Below are 19,046 nucleotides of genomic sequence, written 5' to 3' on the forward strand. Positions count from 1 at the left end.
GGGACAGGTCGGGGCGAGGCTTTTCAGGCTGATGACCCCCGGCCAACTGTCCGAATGGGATGTTCCACTCGGGTCTTGAAGGCGCTGGGCGGCTGACCTGTCCACCGTTTGAAGGCGGTCGAAAAAGCAGCCTGATCGGCATACCCCAGCGCATATGAGATTTCAGACAGAGTCATGCCATTTGTGATGAAAGTCTGGGCCAGATCACATCTTAGATCGTCCACAATATCGCGATAGCTTGTGCCTTCTTCCTTGAGACGTCGACTGAAGGTTCTGAGGCTCATCCCCAGATCAGCCGCCGCATCTTCGGCTTGCAGGATTGCGCCGGGCAGGGATCGGGTGATCAGACCTTCGACACGGGCGCGGGTCTGGTGCTTGGGAAGTGGTTTTTCGGCCAGCAGACGTTCACCGTATTCCAGCAAATGCTCCCGCAGCTTGGGATCATAGGTCGGCACTTTCAATTCCAGCGCAGATAGCGGCAGAATGATCTCAATCTTTTCAGCGCTGAAAACCACCGGGCAGCCCGCCAGCTTTTCGTAGGTTTTGGCGTGGCTTCCAACTTTGTGCTGAAAGCGCATCTCGATCGGGTGCAACTTCACCTGCGTGAGGTTTCTCATCCTGGCCAGCGCAGCGAACAACAGGAATTCCGTGCGCCGATGATAGCGGGCAAAGCTGGCGTCTTTCCAATCGGCCTCAAGGGCCGCGAAGTTACCGGCAACACGGAAGCTGAGCCCGATGGCCGGATCGATGATGCCGTGAAAACGGGACAGGTTTTCCATCACCTGCCTCAAATCGCGTGAGTATTTACTGATATACCCCGTCACGGTCGAAGCCGACGTGACCTCGAGCCCAGTGCGCGCCGCAAATGTGATGTCACCAACGGCGTCACAGGCGTGCCGGATGAACAGGGCCTCTTTATGTGCGCTGTAGACTGCGGCAGGGGGCGCGATATCCTGCTGACGCAGCCCGGCCTGTTTCAATACCCGCTGGGATACTTTGCTGTTGCCGGCGTGGCGATCCAGTGCTTGGATCAAAAAATGTAGTCGGTCGATATCTACATCCATCGTGGTACAACACCTTACGTTCTCAAATACACTAACAGTTTATCAGGGAAATCCCTTTGTTGACTTTGGCTTTTGGCAGAAAGGATTTTGCACTTGAGTACTACTTGTTGGCAAGTTCTCGAAAGGTTTTGACCGGAACGCGCATGAAGTGCAGAGCGGGGCTGTCCAAATCAGCTTTGTTGCCGGGTCGGGACCTTTATGGGGATGAGGTCAGAGCCTCGGAGAAATCACCAATCTCTGCTCAGGGCTCCCCGGCACGCTCTTTTTCCCGCAGGTGACGCGTTGGTCTGCGACACCGGGCTTGGGCCTGCTGATCCGCTGTCAAGGCTGGCTCACACCGGATCACGCTATGTACCAGACGGGCTGAATTGATCGTGAGGCACCCTGTGCACGCGGTGAAGTTCGACTAACCTATTTAGAGGTCACTATTTGGAACAAGCAATCAGGGAAGAAATTACCATGAAACAGTCATACACTTTCGCCGCGTTGGCAGCCTTGGCCTTCAGTCTTCCATTGACAGCAGATGCTGCACGGAACGGATTTCGAACGGAACCCATAAACGCCACTGATTTTGAGGTCATCCCCCGCGGCGACATGCGTACCGAAGGCTATTGGTGTGCGGCCGCAGATTATGCGCGCCGAACCTTGGGATTGGGTTGGACGGACCGGATTTACGTGCTGCGGGGGTACGGGCCCAGTGTCACAACCGGTCGCAGAACAGCGGTTCAGTTTTCGATCAAGCAACCTCAAACGGTTGATGTGCAACCCAGCAGCTTTGTCTCGTTCGGGTTTCAGCCTGGCAACAGTGAATCTGTACAAGGTGCGAATGCACGTTGTAATTATCGACCGTTCTTCAACGACTGACAAACGCGCAGGATAGACACGATGCAGACCGAGTTCGTTTTGCACACCCGTGGACCGGGGCTGTACGAATTCACGTCCGACGTTCTGCAATGGCTTGAACGGGTGGCGAAAGATGGGGTCTTGACCCTGTTCGTTCGCCACACTTCCTGCTCATTGCTGATTCAGGAAAACGCGGACCCCGAAGTTCAAACAGATCTTCAGGCGTTCTTCGAACGGCTGGTTCCACCGTCAGACAACCCTGCCATGTCCTATCTTCGGCACACCTATGAAGGCCCGGACGATATGCCTGCGCATATCAAGGCCGCGCTCTTGCCGGTTTCGCTGACGATCCCGGTGTCGCAGGGGCGGCCTGTTCTGGGAACATGGCAAGGGATTTACCTGTTTGAACACCGCACCGCGCCGCATCAAAGGAAGGTTGCGGCGTATCTGGCCTGACCCACTATTTAGCGGTTTGAATTTCCGACTACCCAAACCCTAGCGGCTGCCCTATAGTTGTGGATAAGTAAGCCGCAGCGCTTACAAAAAGAGGCCGAACATGGGACGAGGAGACGGCGGATGCGCTGCCCGTTTTGCGGAAATATCGACACTCAGGTGAAAGATTCACGCCCGGCAGAGGACCACGTGGCAATCCGCCGACGCCGGTTCTGTCCGGCCTGTGGCGGACGGTTCACGACCTACGAACGTGTGCAACTGCGTGATCTGGTTGTCATAAAAACCAATGGTAAACGCGAAGATTTCGATCGCGACAAGCTGGAGCGTTCGATCCGCATCTCGATGCAGAAACGCCCCGTTGATCCCGAACGGATCGATCAGATGATTTCGGGCATCGTGCGCCGTCTGGAAAGCATGGGCGACACGGATATCCCGTCCAACAAGATCGGTGAGATCGTTATGGAAGCTCTGGCGCGGATCGACACTGTCGCCTATGTTCGCTTTGCGAGTGTGTACAAGAATTTCCAGGCGGCCGATGATTTCGAGGAGTTCGTCCACGAACTGCGCCCGCCGCAGCCTTCGACTGACGAGTGAACGAAACAGATAAGCGATTCATGGCGCTTGCCCTGTCTTTGGGGCGGCGCGGTCAGGGGACGTGCTGGCCGAACCCCGCTGTGGGGTGTGTCATCGTTCGTGATGACCGGATCATTGGGCGGGGCTGGACACAGCCGGGTGGCCGCCCTCATGCCGAGACCGAAGCCTTGGCTCAGGCCGGGCAGGGTGCGCGTGGTGCGACCGCCTATGTAACTCTGGAACCCTGTGCCCATCACGGCAAAACGCCACCCTGCGCCGAGGCCTTGATTGCGGCAGGTGTATCCCGCGTTGTGGCCGCTGTCGAAGACAGCGATCCGCGCGTGGCCGGGCAGGGTTTTGCCATGTTGCGCGAGGCGGGGATTGACGTTGTAACTGGCGTTCTTGCGCAACAGGCAGAACGGGATCTGGAAGGCTTTTTCCTCAAGACTGAACAAGGCCGGCCTTTTGTGACGCTGAAGATGGCCAGCAGTTTTGACGGGCGTATCGCAACCTCGACAGGGCACAGTCAATGGATCACCGGACCGCAGGCACGTCGTGTGGTCCATGCCATGCGCGCACGTCACGATGCGGTTATGGTCGGGGCAGGGACGGCGCGCACCGACGACCCCTCGCTGACCGTTCGGGATCTTGGCGTTGAGCATCAACCCGTCCGCGTCGTGGTGTCCCGCCATATGGATATTTCTCTGATGGGGCAGCTGGCGCGCACAGCCTCAAAGGTACCTGTCTGGCTCTGCCATGCGCATCACCCGGATGCCGAACGTGCACAGGCGTGGGAGGGATTGGGGGCAAAGCTGATCCCCTGTGCGTTGAAAGATCATCATATCGATGCGGTGGATCTGCTTCAGCAACTGGGTCAGACCGGTTTGACCAGTGTCTTCTGCGAAGGCGGGGCCGCGCTTGCGGCCTCGTTACTGGCCGAAGACCTGGTGGACGAGCTGATCGGGTTCACTGCCGGCTTAACCATCGGGGCCGAGGGCCTGGCCGCGGTCGGGACACTAGGTCTGGAAACGCTGGAGGCCGCCCCCAGGTTCGAATTGATCGAGACGCAGGCGGTCGGCGGGGATGTATTGCACCGTTGGCGCAGAGCGTCGGAATAACGTCAACGCCAAAGATGAGCGTGCGTTGCGAACGCGCCCTGAAGCTTTGACAGAAAGCGGTTGAACGGACCGGACGGTGCCGAATACCCCAGCGCCAAGCGTTCAACGGCCACTTCGACAGGGCAGGGTTGTCTGGTGATCGGATCGAAATAGCGTGGATAGTCAATCAAGGTGGCGTGCACCAAACCCATCAGCGACGGCCGTGCACCTCGCCTGACGGGGATGGCATCCAGATCGGTGGTCAGGCCCCATCCCGCATAGAAGGGCGCGCCCAGAGTCGTGACCTTCACCCCGCGCAACAATGCCTCGAACCCCAATAGCGATGTCATCGTCCAAACCTCGTCGACCTGCGTCAGCAAAGAGGCGGGGTCAGTCCGGGTCACGACAAGGTCCGCAAGTGACTCTGCGTCTATCTGGCCATCCCGCAACCCGGCTTCGACATCAGGGTGCGGTTTGTAGATCAGGATTGCATCGGGGTTGGCTTCGCGCGCTGTTTTCAGCAGGTCCAGATTGCTGCGCACCGTGTTGGTGCCCAGCAGGATCGAGGCGTCATCTTCAACCTGTCCGGGCACCAGAATTCGGTGCCCATGGGGCAGAACCGGCGCGGATTGGCCCGTGTTGTATTTGCTCAAACCATCGGCCAGCAATCTCTCAACAAGCCGTTCAACGCGCAATTCCTGATCCGGGCGCAATGTTGCGCGCTCGCTGATCAGGTTTTCCAACTGGCTGGGCTTTGTGGGGTCATAGTAGATACCGATTTCGTCGGTTACCAGGGATAGGGGCGGAACAAGCGCCGCCCCCAGTCCGCGGGAACGCAAAAAGCCGTCTTCCACACGAACGGCCCCTTCGCTGTCGCGCGCCTGACTGGCCCAGACCATAAGGGGGCGATCCGAGGGGGCAGGCTGTGTGGCCGTAAAGCGCAACGTGCCATGCCGCCCGAAAATCTGCTGCATGTGCCGGCGTTTCCACAGACGCATGCCGGCCGCCGTCCAACCGTGCCTGTCCTGCCGCCATGCGCGGGTCTGCGCCTCCAAAATGTCCAGAACCGTTTCCAGTTCGCAGAGCTGATCGCGAAAGGGGTCGTACCAGGTCGGGTAAAGCAGCATCGCGGCCGCGAACAGTTGCGCGCGGGTCAGGTTGCGCTGTCGGCGTTGGACTGGGAATTCATCCTGCGTCAGGCCCCAGCCGGCATAGAACGGTTGGCCGAAAACGCGCGGTTTGTGACCGGCCAGGATTGCTTCAAAGCCCAGCTGCGAGGAAAGGGTATAAACCGCAACGGCACCCTCAAGCAGGGGCCAGGGGCTGATCGATTTGTCAAACCACGTGACCCGGTCTGACAGGTCCTGATCGGTGAAATGCCCCTGACGATGACCTGCCATCGTTTCTGGATGTGTCTTGATCAGAATGCGCGCGCCCGGGTTTTCCTCCTGCGCGACCACAAGCATTTCAAGAAAACGGGCACGATCGGCACCGCTTGCCGTGACGGCGGCATCGCCAACCGTCTGATCGATGACCAGTACATAACCGGGGTCAGGTGCGGCAAGATCGGGGTCAAACGCGGAATACTTGCTGAGGTGCAATTCCCTGACCCGCTCCATCGCCGCGCGTGCGCGGTTCAGCAGCGCGGTGTCGTCCAAGGGATCAGTGTTCAGCAGCTTCTCAAGGTCGGAAGGTTCTGCCGCATCGAAATGCGGGCCTGAACGGTCCAGCAAAAGACCCAAGGGCGGTTCACCGGCGCGCCCCGGGTGCAGAGACCTGAGAAAGGCATCCTCGACCCGCAGAACGGGTGCACGGTGTTTTTCGGCGATGCGCAGGCCCCGATACGCGGTCGGGCTGTTGCCCCATATGCCCACGCAATCGCCATCCTTGGGAAGACCCAGACGAATGTCATATCCGGCAAGCGTTAGAATCCGTCTCAGGCGTTTTTGCGTAAGAAACCCGCCGTTGTAGACGAACAGCCGGGTGCGCTCGGCCCCGGCTGTGCTGTCCGGATCGGGTACCATGCATCAGTTGCCGGTCAGCGTGGCGACGTTTGCGATGGGGGTCAGGCCACCAGCGATCAGCGAGATCGATTTGCTCCACTGTGCATAGGGCGCTTCGGTCACATAAATCGTATCATCGTCGCGGATCACGAAATCCCGCGCGATGAACAGGCCGTTGGGGGCCGTCAGGTTCAGCAGGTAGATCATGCGTTGATCCCCCTTCAGGTCGGCGCGTCCGGTGATGCTGCGCGCGATGTCTTGGCGCTCTTTTCGCAGAATGAAAATGCCGGTTGGATCAGAGGACAGTGTTAGCAGACCACCGACCTGAGCCAAAGCTTCCAACGCAGTAAGGTCCTGACTGTCAAAGGCCACACGAGACTGACCCCCGGTCGCGCCGAGAGCTATGTATGATCTGCTGTCTTCTTCCACCAAAATGCGGTCGCCGCCACGCAAAGCGACGTCCAGTTTCGGGTTGCGGAACAGATCTTCGTACCAGACGGTGCCCTTTTGATCCCCTCGGATCAGCGTCACCAGTGCGATATCCGACGCTACTGAGACCCCGCCCGCCTTGGACAGCATGCCAAGCAGGGAACGGGTTGGGCGTTCGATCGGATAGATGCCGGGGGTTGCGACTGTACCCGTCAGCGAGACGGTGGAACCGTCACCCGCAACACGCCGGACTTCGATCTGTGGGTCGGGTGTCTGTTCCCGCAGCTTGTTCGTGATCAACACGCGAAGCTGTTCGGGCGTGTTGCCCGCGGCCCGAATCCGACCCGCATAGGGGACGAAAATGAAACCGTCGCTGTCGACCTGAACTTCGTCCAGAATGGTCGCCGCACCGGTTTCGCCGGACAGCAACCCGTCGTCCACGTTTTCCCATATGGTCAGGCCCAGCACGTCACCGGGGCGGACAGTGTCGGCGGTCAAGGCCTGGGCGCTGCTGAACGAGGACGAAAAGCCGAACTGAGGCACGGCGGATGTAAGGCGTGTCACGCGGTCATCGACTTCGACGACAAACGCGTTGCCGCCATTCTGGACTGCGCCCGCCAGAATTTCGGTCTTGTTCGGCCCGGATTTCGGAAGTTGGCAGGCCGCCATCAAGCCGATTGCGGCTACAAGGGAAACCCCTCGCATCCATCGCTTAGGAGAGAATTGCACTGCCGGATATCCTCAGTCTTTTGTTGTTGCGGGAAGATTAGCCGGGAAGCAGCTCAACTTCCAGTCACAGTGCGCCCGAATTGCTTGACGATTTTCAACTGTGGCGTCGGTGCCTCGTTCTTGTTCAGAAGGGCCTGATAAGGGTCACTGCTGCTGAGCATCATGTCCACGGCGCGGCGCAGCAACTGCCGCCTGCCGCGCCGGGAATAAAACCCGCCCGGAACCTGGCTGGTTTCCAGCAGGAATTGCCGGTAACAGCGATAGGCGTCGACATCCGGCGCGTCTGGTTCAGCAAAAAAAGCAGCGATCGACTGCTGTGATACGAAGTCGGTCTTGTCATAAACCGAACGTCCGAAAATACGCAGCGGAATACCCCGCCACAAGACCTGCTGCCCCGCAGTAGAATTCACGGTGACGGCCGAGTTTGCCTCATCCAGCAAACCTGCCAGTTTTCCGCCGGGGACATAGTGAACACGGTTCTGCACCCCGTGTTTTCTGGCAATCTCCATGGCGCGCAGGTGCAATGGTTCACGGTGGTTTTCCAAAGGGTGCTCTTTAACGACCAGCCTGTGATGCGCCGGTGCGCCTTGCGCGAATCCTGCGATGACCAGTTCCAGAAAATCGGACATGCAAGAGAATTCGGAATGGGCCTGAACCGAACTGTCATGCCCCAGTTGCAGCAACACGAGGTGATAGGGGAAGCCCCCCCATCTGACGCGCGCCGTGGCAATGCTGCGTTGCAGGCGATGAACAGGCATCAGCATCAGGCGTTTGAAATACAACCGGAATTCCTGTGAAACCGACAGATCACGATGAGGCCGGAAATTGCGGTATCCCTTGTTCAGGAACATGACGAACCAATGATAGAGGGCACCGTAGAATATGTGTTGCCGCATATCCCCCCAATGCGACGGTGGCGGGGGCGATTTGCTGTCCGAGCGGGCCAGAGCCTGCCGCATCTGGTCGACATCCAGTGACATCAGGCGCGAATGCCCGTTTGACCCGTCCCGCTCGTACGTAACCCACCAGGGCCGCAGGTAGCCTTCTTCGAAAACATGAATTGTCAGCCCTTGAGACTTTGCAATCTCAACTGCGCGGGCGTGGACCGGTCTCGTGTCGCCATAAAGAACGATATCCGTGACGCCCTTGTCGGCAATCAACCTGTTCAATGTCTCGGGCCAATCGCCGGGCGTGTTCCGGAATGCGATGAAACTTGCCTTGTCGAACCAGAACGCCTGATCCCCCGCATTGAACCCAACCCGCCAGACCTGTGCCCCCGTGGCGCGCAACATCCGCCCGAGTGTCGAGAAAAACGGTCCGTGAGGTCCCTGAAGAAACAGGAAGACCCGTTTGTCTGAGCCTGAAGGCATGTGCGGCATCTGGACTGCTCTTTTGGTTTTTGTTGCGGAAACTATGCCCGTTTGGGCCTTGTACGGCAAGGCGGGGCTTGCCCGCGCGGCCCATTGGGCTTACCTCGACGGTGAATAGCAGGCACAGGTTAGGAACAGAGGGTTAACGGAATGTTCACAGGGATCGTCACCGACATCGGCACCGTCACCGAGCTGGAACAGCAGGGGGATCTGCGCGCCCGGATCAAGACGACCTATGACACGGCCGGTATAGATATCGGAGCCTCGATTGCCAGTGATGGTGTGTGCCTGACGGTGATCGCGCTGGGCGACGATTGGTATGACGTTCAGATCAGCGCCGAGACGGTTTCGAAGACCAATCTTGATACCTGGGCCGTCGGCAAACGCGTCAATCTGGAGCGAGCGCTGAAAGTCGGTGATGAACTGGGCGGTCACATCGTTTCGGGTCATGTGGATGGCGTGGCCGACGTGGTCGCGGTCGAAGATGAAGGCGACAGTACACGTGTCACCTTGCTTGCACCGAAGGAACTGGCGCGGTTCATAGCGCCCAAAGGGTCGGTTGCGCTGAACGGGACATCGCTGACGGTCAATGACGTGAATGATTGCGAGTTCGGCATCAATTTCATCCCTCACACCAAGGAAGTCACGACCTGGGGCGATGTCGGTGTGGGCGATCGCGTCAATCTTGAGATCGATACGCTGGCCCGGTACGTCGCGCGCCTGTCCGAGATGTCCTGATACGTCGCGTCGGAAAACCCCTGCGCCGTTTGTGGACTGGTCTTTGCGCCCTCAGTGGTCTATTCCGCCGAGCAAACCCGCCATGTGAAAGGCTGCCCCATGAGCTTTGAAACCCCCGGACCGGTCGAGGCCCAGTTGCGTGACGCGATCAGCCCGATCGAAGAAATCATCGAAGAGGCGCGCGCCGGCCGGATGTACATTCTGGTCGATCACGAAGATCGCGAGAACGAAGGCGATCTGGTGATCCCGGCCGAGTTTGCGGATGCCGAGGCGATCAACTTCATGGCCACCCACGGGCGCGGTCTGATCTGTTTGCCGATGACGGCGGAACGGATAGATGCGCTGGGCCTGCCGATGATGGCCGTGAACAACTCGTCCCGGCACGAGACGGCCTTTACGGTTTCGATTGAGGCGCGCGAAGGTGTCAGCACCGGGATTTCAGCCGCCGACCGGGCGCTGACCGTGGCGACCGCAATCAACGAACAGAACACGATGGCGCATATCGCCACCCCGGGCCATGTCTTCCCGTTGCGGGCAAAGCGGGGCGGGGTGCTGGTGCGCGCAGGCCATACCGAGGCCGCCGTGGATATCTCGCGTCTTGCCGGGCTGAACCCGTCAGGCGTGATCTGCGAGATCATGAATGAAGACGGAACCATGGCGCGCCTGCCGGATCTGGTCGAGTTCGCCAAAAAGCACGACATGAAAATCGGCACGATCAGCGATCTGATCAGCTATCGGGCGCGCAATGACAATCTGGTTGTCGAGACTTCTCGTCAAACAGTCACCTCGGAATACGGCGGTGAGTGGGAAATGCGGATTTTCACCGATCAGACCCACGGCATTGAACATGTTGTCATGATCAAAGGTGACATCACCACGCCCGAGCCCGTTCTGACGCGCACGCACGCCCTGCACGAAGCGCCGGATATCCTGGGGCTTGGTCCGAAATCATCCCGCGAGCTGCCGCGCGCAATGGAAAAGATCGCCGAAGAGGGCCGCGGTGTGGTCTGCCTGTTCCGCCAGCCGCGCAACTCGTTGTATGCGGTCGAGGATGAAGGCCCGCGCACGATCAAGCAAACCGGTCTGGGGGCGCAGATCCTGTCCAAGATGGGGATTCAGGAACTGGTGCTTCTGACCGACTCTCCTGAAACGGTGTATCTTGGGCTGGACGCGTTTGGCCTGTCCATCGTCGGCACCCGCTCGATTCTGAAGGAAGACTGAACATGGCTGAACAAGACAAACACGGAATTCTGCCGACACCCAGCTTCGACAAGCCGGTGAAACTGCTGATCGTGGCCGCTCCGTTCTACCGCTCGATCGCCGACAACCTGATTGCGGGCGCCACGGCCGAGATCGAAGCGGCTGGCGGTACCTGCGAAGTGGTCGAAGTGCCCGGCGCGCTGGAAATCCCCACGGCCATCGCAATGGCCGACCGACAGTGCAACTTTGACGGCTATGTCGCGCTTGGCTGCGTCATCCGCGGTGAGACCACGCATTACGAAACCGTCTGCAACGACTCCAGCCGCGCGATCCAGCTGCTGGGCCTACAGGGGCTGTGCATCGGCAACGGCATCCTGACGGTCGAGAATGACGAGCAGGCCGAAGTCCGCGCCAACCCCGAAAAGATGAATAAAGGGGGCGGCGCGGCCGCTGCGGCCTTGCATCTGATCGCGCTCAGCCGTAAGTGGGGCGCTTCGAAAAAGGGCGTCGGATTCAAGCCGCCGTCCGAGTCCATCCTGGTGGCGGGCGACAGCAACGGATCAACGACAGCATGACCCAGACAGACACGCCGAAACCGGCAAACCGGAAACGCCTGATGAAATCCGCAGCGCGGCTTTATGCCGTGCAGGCGCTGTTCCAGATGGAACAGTCGGGCCAGACGACCGAGCAGGTGGTCAACGAGTTTCTGGACCACCGGTTCGGCGCGGTCTACGAGGGCGACGAGATGCTTGAGGGCGACAGCACGCTGTTCCGCAAGCTGGTGGATGACGCGGTGAACTATCAGGCGCCGATCGACCAGATGACCGACCGCGCGCTGGTGGCGAAATGGCCGATCGCGCGCATCGACCCGACCCTGCGCGCGCTGTTTCGCGCGGCGGGTGCGGAACTGACCCAAAGCGGCACACCGCCCAAGGTGGTGATCACCGAGTTTGTCGATGTGGCGCGTGCCTTTTTTTCAGAAGGTAAAGAACCAAAATTCGTCAATGCCGTGCTGGATCACATGGCGCGCGAGGCCCAGCCCGAGGCGTTCTGACACGTTTACCTGAACCAGACATGCGCTAGCATTGTTGTCGAAGCGCAAGGAGGTTCGCCATGCCCAAACTGATCCGCCTGTATATCACGCAAGTCGCTTGGGGTTTCGTCATTTCGGCCGTGTTTGTCGGGGTGCTCTTGGCGCTGAACGTCGCGAACCTTCGGCATCTGATCACCGGGTCGGAAATCGGCCTGATCGCGTTGGTGATGATCTGGTTCATGAACGGCATCGTCTTTGCCGGCGTTCAGTTCGCGTACAAGATCATGAGCATGGCGGAAAAGCCGCAGGGGCCGCGTCGGGGAACACCGGTCGCACACAGTTTTGAGCCGGCAACCGTGAAACAGGAAGCCCGCGCAGGGCGCTGATATTTCAGGGAAAGTGCGGCGGGACCACCAGTCAACCGTGCGGTTTGATTCCCGAGGACCTGTATGTACAGGTGGGCGCCGGGTAATCAGGCCAGGACCTGAACAGAGCCAGCCCCCTCGGAATTGCTTAAGGCCACCAGAATGCTACCTGTCACAAGAAGGGCAGAACCCGCCACGCGCTTAAGTAGGGTGTCTGACGGGTTCGCGCAAGAGGTCAGGCGTCAACAGTTTCGTGCAATGCCACACGCAACTTGCCGAAATGTTCATCCCATCCTTTGTCCAGGGCCAGGATCAGATCAAATGCTGCGACGCCTTGCGGCAATCCTTCGTGCACAAGCTCAAGACGTGTGCCGCCCGAGACCGGCTCCAATGTCCATTTGACCACGCTGACAGCGTCTCCCATCGGTTTGACGGTGAAGGTGTGTTCAAGATATTTTGGGGGGCGGGCGACACGGACCTCTCCCCAGATCAGCAAGTCGCCGCTTGTCGTGCCGAACATCTCAAGCTTCTGACCTTCTGCCAGTGTTCTTTCAGGTTTGTGGAACCATTCCGCCAAATGCTCAGGTTCCGTCAGATAGGCCCAAACGGTTTCCGGTTCCGCCCTGAGGAAAATCGATTTCTTCAATACGGCATCAGTCATTTTGTTTCCTTTCAATGGCTTCCTTGAGAGAGTTGAGGCGATCGTCCCAGAACTGGTCAAAATAGCTGAGCCAGTCGAGCACCGGGGCCATACCCTGTGGTTCAAGTCGATTGATGCGTTCCCGGCCGCGCGCTTCGACTGTGATCAACCCACCGTCGGACAGAATCGTCAGGTGTTTTTTGACCGCAGCGCGGGTCATGTCGAACCGGTCCGTCAACTGCCCGATCGTCATGTCCTGTGACGAGAGCAGTCGCACGATGTTCCGGCGTGTGGGATCGGCCAGCGCGCGAAACGCGTTTTGAGTTTGGTTCTCCATAAGCAACCCCAGAAATAGTACCTTTTGGTGTCATATTAGTGCAATACCAAAAGGTACTATGTCAAGACGCAAAGGCACTTTACTTTTGTTCGCTAATTGTTCACATTTTCAGCTATGACTTTGGATCTGCAACCTGGACAGAGACTGGCACGTGGCGTCGCGCGGCATCTTGCGGCGCATGGCTTTGTTTCCGTGGAGGAATTCGTGCCTGCGCGCGGGTTGCGCGTTGACGTGATGGGGCTGGGGCCAAAGGGTGAGTTGTGGGTGATTGAATGCAAATCCAGCCGTGCCGATTATCAGTCGGATTCGAAATGGCAGGGCTATTTGGAATGGTGTGACCGATTCTTTTGGGCCGTCGACACGGAATTCCCGACCGATCTGTTGCCAGATGAAACAGGCCTGATCATCGCCGATGCCTATGACGCGGAAATCGTGCGCATGGCGCCCGAGGACAAAATCGCACCGGCGCGGCGCAAGAAGATGATCCAGAAATTTGCAACGGATGCGGCGCGCCGTTTACACGCGCTTCGGGATCCCAGGCTGTAAGGTCAGCCTTTGACCGAAAGGGCGGCTTGTACCGCAGCACGAATTTCGTCGGCGATTTCTTCTGCTTCTTCCGGGTCAAAATCCATCGGTATTTCGATGCCGTCAGCTTCGATGAACAGGCGGACCATACCCTGATCGGTCGGACCGATTTGCAGGTTTGCCTGAATGTCGCGTTCGGTATTGATGCCCATCTGTGCCTCCGAGACTGAGCGTTCCTGCTAGCGCGCACGGGGTTGAGAATCAAGTCACCTTTGCGGTCAGATGAGATATGGAAGACGCCGTTCTCAGACCCTTTCACCCCGATGACGCCGCGTGGCTGGTTGAACAGCACGGTCTGCTTTATGCGCGCGACGAAGGGTTTGATGACAGCTTTGCGCCCCTGGTGGCCAGCATCCTTGACGACTTCATCACCAACAGTGACCCCGAGCTTGAAAGAGGCTGGATCGCCGAGCAGGACGGGCAACGTCTGGGCAGTATATTCTGCGTTGCTGTTGACCGGAATACCGCCAAGTTGCGGCTGTTTCTGCTTGTCCCGCAAGCACGAGGGCTGGGGCTGGGAAAGCGCCTGTTGCAAGCATGCACTGCCTTCGCACGCGGGGCAGGATACAAAGAAATGGTTCTGTGGACGCACGAAAGCCATACCGCCGCCTGCGCACTTTACAAGGCGTCCGGCTGGGAATTGACAGACAGCAAAGCGGTGCATTCCTTCGGTGTCGATCTTGTCGAACAAAGCTGGAAATTTCGGCTTTAATGCTCTTGCATTCCGCGGGCGTGTTCGGTACATCGCCCCTCACGAGTGCCGCCTTAGCTCAGTTGGTTAGAGCGCTGGATTGTGGATCCAGAGGTCCCCTGTTCAAGCCAGGGAGGCGGTACCACTTCTCCCCTTTTGAATGTGCTGTAAAGCGCGCGGGCGCGCGGTGATTGGCGTTGATTTGGTTTGGTGTCCAGACGTGACTGGCGCGCCGAAACTCAGCGCGCCAGGTTCAGTTTGAACCGCATCTTGGCCCGTTTTGCGACCGGCAGGTGCCGGTTCAGGCGTTTATTGATCAGGCCAAAGCCCCCGACAATCACCAGCGTCAGCAGGATGAAATAGAACGCCAGTATCGGGTATGGGATGAACGGGTTGAACGTCTTGTCTGCAAAGTAACTGGCGTAATACAGGGCGTCTCCGCGTTGCTGCCATGCCGGGAAGGCTGAAAAGAAGACCAGCGTTGTTGCGTGGAAAAGAAAGATCGCTTCGTTTGTGTAGGCAGGCCAGGCAAGCCGCAACATGGTGGGCCAGACGATCCGGCGAAAACGGGCCCAGCCTGACATGCCATAGGCATCTGCGGCTTCGATATCGCCCTTGGGAATGGACCTTAGCGCTCCGTAAAAGATCTCGCCCGAATAGGCTGCGGTGTTGAGGAACAGCACGATCAGCGCCCCCAGCCAGGCTGAGGTGAAGGCGTCGAACATCGGGTTGGATTTCTTCAGCGACAAGAACAGGAAATAGGCGAAGAAAAACTGGATAAACAAGGGCGAGCCGCGAAACAGGAAAATGAACCATTCCGAAGGCTTGCGAAGCCATTTGTTTGCTGACGCCTTGCCGACGGCCAGGGCCGTGGCCAGAAAGAAGCCGGTCGCCAGCGCCATGATCCCGAAATAGACATTCCAGATCATCCCCGACCCGATCAGCGTGAACTGTTCGCACAGGGTGAAGTCACTTTTGGGCAGTAGCCGCTCGCCGATACCCAGGGACCGCAGGCCGTAATCTTGAATCGTCTGCAAGCAGCTCATGCCGTGGTCTCCTTGCGCAGAAGCTCGCCGCCGGACGTGGCCTGCCCGTGGGACAGTTTCCGCATCAGCTTTTCAAGCCCAAGTTCAGATACGCGCGTCATGCCGAGGTAGAAGACAAGCAGGAACAGGAAGTACCACATGCGCCAGTCGCCATGCGGATACTGAGTGAACTTTGACGTCTTGGTGCCGCCAAGTTCGCGGGCCCAATAAACGATGTCTTCGATCCCCAGCAGGAACAGCAGCGGAGTGGCCTTGATGAGAACCATCCAAAGATTCGACAGGCCGGGCAGGGCATAGACCCACATCTGCGGCACAAGGATGCGCCAGAAGGTCTGACGACGGGACATGCCATATGCTTCGGCGGTTTCTAGTTGCGCGTGGGGCACGGCGCGCATTCCACCAAACAAAACGTTTGCCGCAAACGCCCCGAAAACAATCGAGAAGGTAACGACGGCCAGGAAAAAGCCGTAGGTTTCATGCACCCATTCCGGTGCGGTCCCCAATGGCAGCTTGGCCGCCTGACAGACGATAAAGTCATTTCCCTGCCGGATCGGGTCGGTCCATTCGGGGCACAATATCTTATGCCGCGTCCATTCGAATGCCTGATCCAAGGCTATAACGAAAAACAGGAAGAAAGCGATGTCCGGAACACCACGCACGATGGCAATATACCCTTTGCCCAGCCAGCTTAGCGGCGGGAAATGTGATCGGGCGGCCATTGCGCCAACAAAACCAAACGCCAATGCGACCGGCGCGGTCACCGCCAGCAATCCCAACACCTTGAGGAACGACAGGTAGAAGGACCAGTGCACGCCGTTGGTCAGATAGCAGGAGAACCATCGGAATGTTCCGAGCGTGTCAGGGTCAGCGCAATAGGAAAACATGTAGCGTCTTTCGAACGTCGTACCCGGTTGTTCCACCGGGCAGGGTTCGGCGCGATGGACGCGCCGAACCGCTTGATACAGATTAGTTTGTAACGACCGAACCGTCAGCGTTGTAGGTCGGAACGCCTTCGCCGAACCACTTGATGATCAGTTCGTTCAACGAACCGTCCGCTTTCATCGAGGTGATCGCCTCGTCAAACTTTGCGCGCAGTTCGCCATCCGATTCACGGATGCCCAGCCCGATGCCACCGCCCAGCGGAACGTCATCACCCACGAAGACCAGTTCTCCGGCGGATTCCTCGACGATCGGCACCAAGAAGTCCTTGTCGGCAAACACGGCATCGGCTTCACCGTTGCGCACGGCTGCGATGGTTTCTTCCGGAGTTGCAAACTCGACCAGAGTCGCGCCCGACTCGGCTACGTGGCCTGCCTGAATGGTGGCGGTCTGTGCGGCAACGACGCCGGTGGTGACATCAACATCCGCAGACGCACCGACATAGGCCGAGGCCGCAGGCGGGAAGTAGTTCTGGGTGAAGTCGATGACTTCGTCACGTTCGTCGGTGATCGACATACCCGCGATGATGGTGTCGTAGTTGCCCGAGACCAGGTTCGGAATGATCGAATCCCAGTCGTTCTTGACCCATTCACATTCAAGGTTTGCGCGCTTGCACAGTTCGTCGCCGACTTCACGCTCAAAGCCGTCGATTTCGCCCGCATCATTGATGAAGTTGTACGGAGGGTAGGCGCCCTCGGTTCCCATGCGGACCGTGTCGGCCATGGCGATACCGGCGGTCAGCGCCAGTGCGGCAGTGGACAGAATCAGATTTTTCATTGGTTGCTCCCCAGTTTGGTTCTGTTTTTGAAGTTAAGCCGCCTGAGTGGCGGAGAGAAAACCCCGAAGCCGTTCGGATTCAGGAGATGTGAAGATATCTTCGGGCGTGCCTTCTTCCTCGATCAGGCCCTGGTGCAGGAACACCACGTGGCTTGAAATGTCGGCGGCCATTTTCATGTCATGCGTCACGATGATCATGGTACGCCCTTCGGCGGCCAAGTCCTTGATCACCTTGATCACTTCCTGTTCCAGTTCAGGGTCCAAAGCCGAAGTCGGTTCATCAAACAGCAGGGCTTCGGGTTCCATGCACAGGCCGCGGGCGATGGCGGCGCGCTGTTGCTGCCCGCCGGACAATTGCGCCGGATAGGCGTCGCATTTGTCGCCGATGCCAACCTTGTCCAGATACTTGCGCGCGCTCTCTTCCACCTCGGCCCTGTCGCGCCCCAGAACGGTCACGGGGGCTTCCATCACATTTTGCAGGATGGTCATATGCGCCCAAAGATTGAATTGTTGAAACACCATCGACAGGTTGGTGCGTATGCGCAGAACCTGTTTGGAGTCGGCGGGGCGGCGGCCGTGGCTTTCCCCGGACCATTTCACAGGCTCACCCTTGAAAAGGATTTCTCCTTGCTGGCTGTCTTCCAGAAGATTGCAGCATCGCAGAAGCGTCGACTTGCCGGACCCGGACGACCCAATCAGTGATACCACGTCACCGCGATGTGCCGTGATATCGACCCCCTTCAACACTTCAAGATTTCCGAAGCTTTTGTGAAGGTCTTTGATTTCGATAACGGGTGCAGTTTCTGTCACGGGCAGTCCAGTGGTTGGTGGTGTTGGTCCGGTACTAGGACCGAAAAAAAAGGTCAATGCAATGTGCAAATGACAGAATCAAGCGGAGAAACACCCAAATTGGCCAAAATCAGTCGACAAATTGGGCAGTCGTTGATCCGCCGTCTTTGGGGGGCGCCGGAGTGGGGACAGCCAAGTAGTGCGCCGCGGGAATATCGATCAACCCGCGTATATGCAGCAATCGTTGATCGTCGTCGCAAAGCTGGTCAATCGCGGCCCGAACAGCGCCTGCAATGACCTGCGGATTCTGACCCATCGATGTGATGTAGGGCAGGGTCGGAGTCGGAGTCGTTCTTGCCAGTTCGCGCAGTTTGGTCCCCAAATTGCTATGTTGTTGCAGTATCAGCCACGTCAGCATGTCCAGTGCGGCAAAGTCCGCTTTGCCATCTGCGACGGCTTGGGCAGACAGCGCATGCCCGCCGGTTTCCAACAATCCAGTGGGGTGCAGGTTTGCCTGGGTCATATGTGTGATCGGGGCAGCCCAGCCGGATTGGGACAAGCCCTCATTATACGCGAAAACCCCTGTGCTCAGCCCCGCCAGATCCCGATCGTCGTCATGCCGCGCCACAAAGACAGAGCAATAGTATCCGGGGGGACATACGGGCAGGTCATAGTCCGGGGTGCCAACCAGTTGCACGTGACCATGCAATCGGGTTCGAAACGGCATGCCACAGGTTTGTGCCAGAACCAGGTTTGGGTCCCGCCAGACCGTCCACACGTCTTTGTCGCGGGTAAGGTGTTCCGGGCCTGATCCAAGTTGTGTGCGAATCAGGTTCCAGAACCTGTCATTGGCGGCTTGCAGGGCAGGCATGTCATACATGCCCAGCATGGCAATCACGATTTTGCAGCCTTTTGCCGTGCCAAAGCGGAATCCACGTCACTTACGCCCAGAAGACTGACCACCAGACGCAGCAGCGAATCTTCCTCGCTTGTACGGTGCCCATCGGCCAACGCCACGGACCACAGCGCCTGAACGACCGCAAGACGATCTTCGTAGGCAACCGCCTCTTTGATGGCTCGGGTAAAGCGGACGGTGTCCGGGGCCTCGGCCTCAAGATCTTCTGCGCGGGCACGCAGGGCGGCGCATTCGAACGGGGACAGGCCATAGCGTTGCGCCGAAATTCGGTCGATACGGGCCATTTCGGTATCGGAATAGTCATTGTCGGACCGTGCCAGACGCACCAGCAGGGCCGTCAGGGCCAGGCGGGCGTCATCGTCGACAAGAGGATCGGGCTGAGGCTGCGTGAGCCTGGAAAGAAATTCACTGAACATGCGTTAGATATAG

The 19,046-nt window shown here is 58.4% G+C and carries 25 protein-coding genes and 1 tRNA gene; 13 read left to right on the forward strand and 13 right to left on the reverse strand.

The features are described 5' to 3' along the window. Positions 1-23: 23 nt before the first annotated feature. Positions 24-1,064, reverse strand: a complete 1,041-nt coding sequence (locus ACR0E2_RS00785; RefSeq protein WP_480444744.1) for a helix-turn-helix domain-containing protein — start codon at positions 1,062-1,064, stop codon at positions 24-26. A 459-nt stretch (positions 1,065-1,523) separates the two neighbouring features. On the opposite strand from ACR0E2_RS00785, the gene ACR0E2_RS00790 reads away from it, so the two are divergent. From ACR0E2_RS00790 to ribD, 4 genes are all read left to right on the forward strand, one after another. Then, positions 1,524-1,928: a hypothetical protein gene (locus ACR0E2_RS00790; protein ID WP_480444747.1), complete on the forward strand. Its 405-nt coding sequence runs from the start codon at positions 1,524-1,526 to the stop codon at positions 1,926-1,928. Between the two features lie 21 nt (positions 1,929-1,949). Then, complete coding sequence (locus tag ACR0E2_RS00795; protein ID WP_171228470.1) at positions 1,950-2,363, forward strand: secondary thiamine-phosphate synthase enzyme YjbQ; 414 nt, start codon at positions 1,950-1,952, stop codon at positions 2,361-2,363. A gap of 120 nt (positions 2,364-2,483) precedes the next feature. After that, positions 2,484-2,954, forward strand: a complete 471-nt coding sequence (gene nrdR / locus ACR0E2_RS00800; RefSeq protein WP_117869416.1) for a transcriptional regulator NrdR — start codon at positions 2,484-2,486, stop codon at positions 2,952-2,954. Continuing rightward, positions 2,951-4,051: a bifunctional diaminohydroxyphosphoribosylaminopyrimidine deaminase/5-amino-6-(5-phosphoribosylamino)uracil reductase RibD gene (ribD, locus tag ACR0E2_RS00805; protein ID WP_480444749.1), complete on the forward strand. Its 1,101-nt coding sequence runs from the start codon at positions 2,951-2,953 to the stop codon at positions 4,049-4,051. Before nrdR ends, ribD begins: the two co-directional genes overlap by 4 nt. A gap of 2 nt (positions 4,052-4,053) precedes the next feature. On the opposite strand, the gene ACR0E2_RS00810 is transcribed toward ribD, so the two are convergent. The 3 genes from ACR0E2_RS00810 to ACR0E2_RS00820 all read right to left on the reverse strand — a co-directional run bounded on the left by ACR0E2_RS00810 (position 4,054) and on the right by ACR0E2_RS00820 (position 8,561). After that, positions 4,054-6,054, reverse strand: a complete 2,001-nt coding sequence (locus ACR0E2_RS00810; protein WP_480444751.1) for a capsular polysaccharide biosynthesis protein — start codon at positions 6,052-6,054, stop codon at positions 4,054-4,056. A gap of 3 nt (positions 6,055-6,057) precedes the next feature. Next, the gene (locus ACR0E2_RS00815) at positions 6,058-7,167 is read right to left on the reverse strand and encodes a polysaccharide biosynthesis/export family protein (protein ID WP_171633859.1); all 1,110 of its coding nucleotides are present in this window, start codon (positions 7,165-7,167) and stop codon (positions 6,058-6,060) included. Positions 7,168-7,244: 77 nt separating this feature from the next. Then, the gene (locus ACR0E2_RS00820) at positions 7,245-8,561 is read right to left on the reverse strand and encodes a capsule biosynthesis protein (RefSeq protein WP_480444753.1); all 1,317 of its coding nucleotides are present in this window, start codon (positions 8,559-8,561) and stop codon (positions 7,245-7,247) included. On the opposite strand from ACR0E2_RS00820, the gene ACR0E2_RS00825 reads away from it, so the two are divergent. From ACR0E2_RS00825 to ACR0E2_RS00850, 6 genes are all read left to right on the forward strand, one after another. Further along, positions 8,542-8,679: a hypothetical protein gene (locus ACR0E2_RS00825; protein ID WP_480446192.1), complete on the forward strand. Its 138-nt coding sequence runs from the start codon at positions 8,542-8,544 to the stop codon at positions 8,677-8,679. The genes ACR0E2_RS00820 and ACR0E2_RS00825 overlap by 20 nt on opposite strands. Positions 8,680-8,711: 32 nt before the next feature. Further along, on the forward strand, positions 8,712-9,299 hold the full coding sequence (locus tag ACR0E2_RS00830) for a riboflavin synthase (RefSeq protein WP_480444755.1): 588 nt from the start codon (positions 8,712-8,714) through the stop codon (positions 9,297-9,299). Positions 9,300-9,398: 99 nt separating this feature from the next. Next, positions 9,399-10,520 (forward strand): 3,4-dihydroxy-2-butanone-4-phosphate synthase, encoded by a 1,122-nt coding sequence (gene ribB, locus ACR0E2_RS00835; protein ID WP_170346543.1) that lies wholly within the window; start codon positions 9,399-9,401, stop codon positions 10,518-10,520. A gap of 2 nt (positions 10,521-10,522) precedes the next feature. Next, complete coding sequence (locus ACR0E2_RS00840; RefSeq protein ID WP_171206893.1) at positions 10,523-11,074, forward strand: 6,7-dimethyl-8-ribityllumazine synthase; 552 nt, start codon at positions 10,523-10,525, stop codon at positions 11,072-11,074. Next, positions 11,071-11,553: a transcription antitermination factor NusB gene (nusB, locus tag ACR0E2_RS00845; protein WP_152457557.1), complete on the forward strand. Its 483-nt coding sequence runs from the start codon at positions 11,071-11,073 to the stop codon at positions 11,551-11,553. The genes ACR0E2_RS00840 and nusB overlap by 4 nt, the downstream gene beginning before the upstream one ends. Positions 11,554-11,612: 59 nt before the next feature. After that, a complete protein-coding gene (locus ACR0E2_RS00850) occupies positions 11,613-11,918 on the forward strand; it encodes a hypothetical protein (protein ID WP_152457558.1) in 306 nt (101 codons plus the stop codon). Positions 11,919-12,132: 214 nt separating this feature from the next. Here the strand turns inward: ACR0E2_RS00850 and ACR0E2_RS00855 are convergent, their stop codons facing one another. Then, a complete protein-coding gene (locus ACR0E2_RS00855) occupies positions 12,133-12,558 on the reverse strand; it encodes an SRPBCC family protein (RefSeq protein ID WP_171170550.1) in 426 nt (141 codons plus the stop codon). Then, positions 12,551-12,874, reverse strand: coding sequence for an ArsR/SmtB family transcription factor (locus tag ACR0E2_RS00860; protein WP_152457560.1), 324 nt, complete (start codon positions 12,872-12,874; stop codon positions 12,551-12,553). The genes ACR0E2_RS00855 and ACR0E2_RS00860 overlap by 8 nt, the downstream gene beginning before the upstream one ends. Positions 12,875-12,988: 114 nt before the next feature. Here ACR0E2_RS00860 and ACR0E2_RS00865 point away from each other — a divergent pair, with 114 nt between their 5' ends. Then, positions 12,989-13,420 (forward strand): MmcB family DNA repair protein, encoded by a 432-nt coding sequence (locus ACR0E2_RS00865; protein WP_152457561.1) that lies wholly within the window; start codon positions 12,989-12,991, stop codon positions 13,418-13,420. Between the two features lie 2 nt (positions 13,421-13,422). Here ACR0E2_RS00865 and ACR0E2_RS00870 read toward each other — a convergent pair whose 3' ends face one another. Next, on the reverse strand, positions 13,423-13,611 hold the full coding sequence (locus ACR0E2_RS00870) for a DUF6324 family protein (protein ID WP_171228478.1): 189 nt from the start codon (positions 13,609-13,611) through the stop codon (positions 13,423-13,425). A gap of 77 nt (positions 13,612-13,688) precedes the next feature. Between ACR0E2_RS00870 and ACR0E2_RS00875 the strand changes: the two genes are divergently transcribed. After that, a complete protein-coding gene (locus ACR0E2_RS00875) occupies positions 13,689-14,171 on the forward strand; it encodes an N-acetyltransferase family protein (protein ID WP_480444757.1) in 483 nt (160 codons plus the stop codon). A 47-nt stretch (positions 14,172-14,218) separates the two neighbouring features. Beyond that, a tRNA-His gene (locus ACR0E2_RS00880) sits at positions 14,219-14,295 on the forward strand. A gap of 94 nt (positions 14,296-14,389) precedes the next feature. Here the strand turns inward: ACR0E2_RS00880 and ACR0E2_RS00885 are convergent. From ACR0E2_RS00885 to ACR0E2_RS00910, 6 genes are all read right to left on the reverse strand, one after another. Next, positions 14,390-15,196 carry an ABC transporter permease gene (locus ACR0E2_RS00885; protein WP_152457564.1) on the reverse strand — a complete coding sequence of 269 codons (807 nt, stop codon included), beginning with the start codon at positions 15,194-15,196 and terminating at the stop codon, positions 14,390-14,392. Further along, the gene (locus ACR0E2_RS00890; RefSeq protein ID WP_171170555.1) at positions 15,193-16,080 is read right to left on the reverse strand and encodes an ABC transporter permease; all 888 of its coding nucleotides are present in this window, start codon (positions 16,078-16,080) and stop codon (positions 15,193-15,195) included. The genes ACR0E2_RS00885 and ACR0E2_RS00890 overlap by 4 nt, the downstream gene beginning before the upstream one ends. Before the next feature lie 82 nt (positions 16,081-16,162). Next, entirely contained in the window at positions 16,163-16,912 is a 750-nt protein-coding gene (locus ACR0E2_RS00895) for a transporter substrate-binding domain-containing protein (RefSeq protein ID WP_480444759.1), read from the reverse strand. 33 nt (positions 16,913-16,945) lie between these two features. Further along, the gene (locus tag ACR0E2_RS00900) at positions 16,946-17,722 is read right to left on the reverse strand and encodes an ABC transporter ATP-binding protein (RefSeq protein WP_152457567.1); all 777 of its coding nucleotides are present in this window, start codon (positions 17,720-17,722) and stop codon (positions 16,946-16,948) included. 109 nt (positions 17,723-17,831) lie between these two features. Then, complete coding sequence (locus tag ACR0E2_RS00905; RefSeq protein WP_480446166.1) at positions 17,832-18,590, reverse strand: phosphate/phosphite/phosphonate ABC transporter substrate-binding protein; 759 nt, start codon at positions 18,588-18,590, stop codon at positions 17,832-17,834. Positions 18,591-18,595: 5 nt separating this feature from the next. Continuing rightward, on the reverse strand, positions 18,596-19,033 hold the full coding sequence (locus ACR0E2_RS00910) for a tellurite resistance TerB family protein (protein ID WP_152457569.1): 438 nt from the start codon (positions 19,031-19,033) through the stop codon (positions 18,596-18,598). Positions 19,034-19,046: the final 13 nt, after the last annotated feature.

It is taken from the genome of Ruegeria sp. A4, assembly GCF_056543025.1.